Annotated in this window: 5 protein-coding genes; 1 reads left to right on the forward strand and 4 read right to left on the reverse strand. The window is 69.6% G+C overall.

The genetic code is table 11. From position 1 onward, the window contains the following. Nucleotides 1–1,397: 1,397 nt before the first annotated feature. Both KME77_RS27580 and KME77_RS27585 read right to left on the reverse strand, forming a co-directional pair. Nucleotides 1,398–1,631 carry a DUF397 domain-containing protein gene (locus tag KME77_RS27580; protein ID WP_219471864.1) on the reverse strand — a complete coding sequence of 78 codons (234 nt, stop codon included), beginning with the start codon at nucleotides 1,629–1,631 and terminating at the stop codon, nucleotides 1,398–1,400. Between the two features lie 128 nt (nucleotides 1,632–1,759). Then, entirely contained in the window at nucleotides 1,760–2,638 is an 879-nt protein-coding gene (locus tag KME77_RS27585; RefSeq protein ID WP_219471865.1) for a Sco1979 family transcriptional regulator, read from the reverse strand. A gap of 282 nt (nucleotides 2,639–2,920) precedes the next feature. Here KME77_RS27585 and KME77_RS27590 point away from each other — a divergent pair, with 282 nt between their 5' ends. Further along, the gene (locus tag KME77_RS27590) at nucleotides 2,921–3,253 is read left to right on the forward strand and encodes an ATP-binding protein (RefSeq protein WP_219471866.1); all 333 of its coding nucleotides are present in this window, start codon (nucleotides 2,921–2,923) and stop codon (nucleotides 3,251–3,253) included. 173 nt (nucleotides 3,254–3,426) lie between these two features. On the opposite strand, the gene KME77_RS27595 is transcribed toward KME77_RS27590, so the two are convergent. Then, nucleotides 3,427–4,056 carry a phosphoribosyltransferase gene (locus tag KME77_RS27595; protein WP_219471867.1) on the reverse strand — a complete coding sequence of 210 codons (630 nt, stop codon included), beginning with the start codon at nucleotides 4,054–4,056 and terminating at the stop codon, nucleotides 3,427–3,429. Nucleotides 4,057–4,074: 18 nt separating this feature from the next. Further along, nucleotides 4,075–5,108 (reverse strand): ribosome small subunit-dependent GTPase A (gene rsgA / locus KME77_RS27600; protein ID WP_219471868.1); only part of this gene is annotated, 1,034 nt, incomplete at its 5' end.

The following is a 5,108-nucleotide window of genomic DNA, read 5'->3' on the forward strand; positions in this document are numbered from 1 at the left end:
ACCGGGGGCCGGCCCCGCCGGCCCCCCCCGAACCCGGTCGGGACAACTGCTTGATCAGGCGGGACCTCAGCCCCAGCACGCAGAAGCCAGCCCGGTCGTCACTTGCGACGACCGGGCTGGCTTGCTTTTTGTCACAAGCTTTTGCCCAGGCTCGGGCCTTCGCCTTGGGGCGCTGCCGCGCTTCGGGGGGCTCCGGGCTGTGTCCAGTGGGGGGCTCAGCGCCCCCCACACCCCCACAAAGGCATCGTCCTCGCTCCGTTCGGGCGTCCTCCCGAACGCAAGCGGCCCCTTGACCGGAATGCGTTCCTTGTCGAGACATCCTTTGCACCGGCTTTGGCGTCTAATGACTGCTGGTGGGGGCTGGTGGGGGCTGGTGGCGACCCTTTTCCGGCGGTCAGTGGCGGCGCTTTTGCGATGGCCGGTAGCGACTGGTGGCGGCACCATTGCGGCGGCCGACAACCGACGGCCGGTGCCACGCTTTTGCGCGGCCAATGGGCCGGTGGCCGGTGGCGCGCCTTTGCGGCGGCCGGTAGCGACTGGTGGCGTCACATTGCGGCAGCGACGCCATCACAGGCCACATGACCTCGGCGTTCCCGCACTGCAGGGCTTTAGCGCTCCCCAGGATCACTACATCGCACGGAGGCGATGACGCCCGGCCCGCGACCTGACGCGCCGAACCCGACCCCGCCCGCCTTTGTCCATGGTTGCTGTTCGATGTGATGCCAAGCCCCATTGGTGTGACCCGACATTCGGGCGGCGGCAGGTGCGCGTGAGGCTACTGCCGCGCAAGGCTCACCGCTGAAGGCATCGGATAGTGGGGCGGACCGGAATGGGGTCAATCCTCCCACTCGCCGACGCCATGGCCACCGGGCAGCCGATCCGGCCACGTCGATCCATAGCGTCGAAGGGGACTCGCCGAAAAGGCGAGACAACCGGAGCCCAGCGCGTCTCGCCGACGACGGAGCATGCGCATCTTGTTGACCACGGAGCCCGGCGCATCTCGCTGCGGGTTCAGGCGTCATCCTCGCTGTCACCCAGGTCGAGGATTCATGCGTCCTCGCTGTCACCTGGGGCGATACCCGGAGGCCGCGATGGGAGGGGCACTGGCTGTCAGAAGCAGTCTGACCTATGAGCGGTTGATGACATTGCCGCCGGAGAGGGGGCCGCCACCAGCCCCCACCAGCAGTCATCAAGCGCCGAGGCCGCTGCAAAGGATGCCGCTCCAAGGAACGCGCTCCGGTCAAGGGGCCGCTTGCGTTCGGGAGGGCGCCCGAGCGGAGCGAGGACCATGCTTTTGTGGGGGTGTGGGGGGCGCTGAGCCCCCCACTGGACACAGCCCGGAGCCTCCGGAAGCGCGACAGCGCCCGAAAAGGCGGAGGCCCGAGCTTGTAGAGCGGTCAGACGATCAGGTCGTCGAACTCCCCGTCCTTGGCCCCCAGCACAAATGCCGTGATTTCGGCCCGGGTGTAAACCAGTGCCGGTCCTTCGGGAAAGCGGGAGTTGCGCATCGCGACCTCCCCGGTGGGCAGGTCCGCGACCTCGACACAGTTGCCGTTGGGGTTGCTCCGCCTGCTCTTGCGCCAGACGGCGGAGAGGCGACCGGCGGGTGTTCCGTTGCGGAACTCAGGCATGGCGAATCCCCCTTGCGCGCTTACGGATGCACGTGCACCCGTGCTTGCGTGCAGACGATAGTGCAGTACAGGGGGGGCCACATAAGGATGGCCAAAATTGCGGCTATGCAGTGGATCACACGGCCGGATCAGGAGGAGAGAAGGTCTTCCAGGAAGCGTTTTGTCTGCTCAGGGGAGTCGGCCTGGACGCTGAGCCGGTCCATGACCTGCATGTAATGTTCGGACTCGATGGGCTTGTCCAGATAAAGGGCACTGGTGAGCTGTTCCATGTAGACCACGTCGGGCAGGTCGCGCTCGGGGAAGCGCAGGATGCTGAACGGTCCCCCGGCCGCCGCGTGGCCGCCGCGCTCGAACGACAGCAGCTGGACCGTGACATTGGATCGGTCCGTCATCTCCAGCAGGTGCTCGATCTGCTCGCGCATGACCTCGGGGCCGCCCAGCGTGCGGCGTACGACGGCCTCGTCGATGACCGCCCACAGCTTGAGCGCCCGGTCCCCGATCACGCGTTGCTGGCGCCGGGTGCGCAGGGCGACGCGCCGGTCCACCTCGGCGGCGGGGGTCGTCTCGTGGGCGAGCATGATCACGGCTCGGGCGTACGCGGGCGACTGCAGCAGGCCCGGGACGAACTGGTTCTCGTACGTGCGGATGACCGAGGCCGCGCCTTCGAGCCCGATGTAGACCTCGAACCAGCCCGGCAGCAGGTCACCGTACTTGTGCCACCAGCCGGGGGCGTTCGCCTGGCGGGCGAGGTCGAGCAGCGGCGCCCGCTCGGCGGGGTCGATGACGCCGTACAGGGTGAGCAGATCGGCGACGTCGCGTTCCTTGAAGCTGACCTGGCCCAGCTCGAGGCGGCTGATCTTGGCGTGAGAAGCGCGAATCGCGTACCCGGCGTCCTCACGCGAGATACGCTTCTCCGTGCGGAGCCTGCGGAGTTGTGTACCCAGCAGGATCCGCAGGACCGTCGGGCTTCCCGACGGGTATCCAGCCGCATTCCCTTCCGCACTCATAGTGCTCACCAGTCGCTCCCAGATCATCTGCACGTGCAGATGCGATTTGCATCCGTAAAACACGAAAAGTCTTGCATCGGTAAGCACACGCCGTAAAGATGGGCATTGGATCACCTAGACCGCGCTTCGGGGGCCAGAATGACGACTTTCGACGCTCGGCCGCAAGCCGCCACCGGTGCCCGGCCACCTGGTTGGCTGCTGTCCGTCCTGCTGGACGGCCGGCGCGGTCCCTGCGACGCGGTCTTCCCCTTTCACGAACTGAGTTCGTTCGAGCCGACGTGTGTGGCCACTGCCAGGCGGTTCGTCGACCAGACGTTGACCACGTGGGGGTCCGGGGACGTCGCGTTCGACGCGCAGCTGGTGGTCTCCGAGCTGGTCACCAACGCCATGCGTCACGGCGGGGGCGCGATCCAGCTCCGGTTGCTGAGCCACCGGCCCGAGGTGGCGTGCGTGGTGAGCGACTACAGCCAGAACGCGCCGACCGCCAGCCCCACCACCGACGTGTTCGCCGAGTACGGGCGCGGGCTGCGGCTTGTGGAGGCGCTCACGACGGCGTGGGGCTGGCTCACCCCCGGCGGGCCCGGCAAGATGGTCTGGGCGGTCCTGTCCGGCTGAACCAGCCGAAGCCAACCACCCACCGCGAATTACCCCACCACGAACGAACCGGCCGTGAACAGAACGAGCCGAAGCGAATCACCCCACCGCGTAGGAACCGGCCGTGAACGAACCGGCCGTGAACAGACCGGCCGTGGGCGAACCGGCCGCGATACAGACCCAGCCGAAGCGAGCTAAGCCTCCGCCAGCAGGTCCAGCACATCCGTGTCGCTGAGCTGGTCGAAGCGCTCGTACCACTGTCCCACCGCCCGGAAGTCCACCGGCACCCGCAGCACCACCACCTCGTCGGCCTCCTGCCGCATCGCCTCCACCGTGTCGCGGGCGCCGACCGGCACGGCCAGCGTCACCCGTCCCGGCTTGGCGGCGGCCACCGCCCTGAGGGCGGCCCGCGCGGTGGCGCCGGTCGCGAGGCCGTCGTCCACGACGATCACCTCACGACCGGTCAGCTCGGGCAGCGGCCGATCGCCCCGGTACGCCTTGACGCGCCGGGCCAGCTCGCGCCGCTCCTCGATGACCACCTCGGTCACGGCCTCGGGCGTCAGCCCGAGGCGGCGCAGCAGCGGCAGGTCGAACACCGGCTCCCCGCCCTCGGCTATCGCGCCGACGCCCAGCTCGGGCGCCGGCGGGTAGCCGATCTTGCGGGTGACGAGCACGTCGAGCTCACCGCCGACGCCGCGGACGATGGGCACGGCCACCGCCACGCCGCCGCGCGGCAGCGCCAGCACCACCGGGTCCTGCGCGTCGAGCAGGTGACCCGCGAGCATCGCCCCCGCGTGGGCGCGGTCCGCGAACAGCAGGTCCATCCAGTGGTGCTACCCCGGTCAGGGCCGGTTCTTGCCCGAGCGGCGCATCTCCTTGTGAATGATCTTCCACTTGTTCTGCTGCTCCTTGCGGAGCCGGGCGTCGGTGCGTGAGGCCATCCAGGCGGCCTCGCGCTGGAGCTTGCGCCAGCTCGTCAGCCGCCGCTCGGGCAGCTCGCCGCTCTCCAGCGCGGCGGTCACCGCGCAGCCCGGCTCGCTGTCGTGGCCGCAGTCGTCGAACCTGCAGCTCGCCGCCAGTTCCTCGATGTCGGAGAAGACGAGGCCGACGCCGTCGCTCATCTCGTAGAGGCCGACCCGGCGGATGCCGGGCGTGTCGATGACGAGCCCGCCGCCGGGCAGCGGGATGAGCTCCCGGTGCACGGTGGTGTGGCGGCCCCGCCCGTCGGCGGCGCGCACCTGCTGGGTCTCCATGACGCCGTCGTCGGCCATGGCGTTGACGAGCGTGGACTTGCCCGCCCCGGACGGGCCGAGCACGACGGCCGTACGGGAGCCTTCGAGATAGCCGCGGACGAGGTCGACGCCCTCGCCGAGCACCGAGGAGACGGCGTGCACGTCCACGCCGGGGGCGGCGGTGCGCACGTCGGCGAGCAGGTTGTCCAGGCCCTGCTCGAACAGGTCGGACTTGGTGACGAGCACGACCGGCGTGCCGCCCGACTCCCAGGCCAGCGCGACGAGCCGCTCGATGCGCCCCAGGTCGGCGAAGTCGGTGGAGTGCATGGACGGCTCGGCGACGAAGACGATGTCGACGTTGGCGGCGAGCACCTGGCCCTGGCCGTCGCCGGACAGGCCGGCGCGTGAGTCGCGGCTGACGCCGCCCCGGACGAAGGCGCTGGTTCGCGGCAGCACCGCGTCGAGCTCGTAACGGCCCTCCGGCAGTTCCTTGAGCGCGACCCAGTCCCCGACACAGGGAAGGGCCACCGGGTCCTCAGCGGAGGCCCTGCGGACGCGCGCGCCGTACTTCACGTGATGCTGACCGTCCGCGGCGATCACCTCGGCGGCGCCGCGGTCGAGCCCGGAGGCCCCGGCGGGAACGG

It is taken from the genome of Nonomuraea rhizosphaerae (assembly GCF_019396405.1).
In the GTDB taxonomy this organism is placed as follows: domain Bacteria; phylum Actinomycetota; class Actinomycetes; order Streptosporangiales; family Streptosporangiaceae; genus Nonomuraea; species Nonomuraea rhizosphaerae.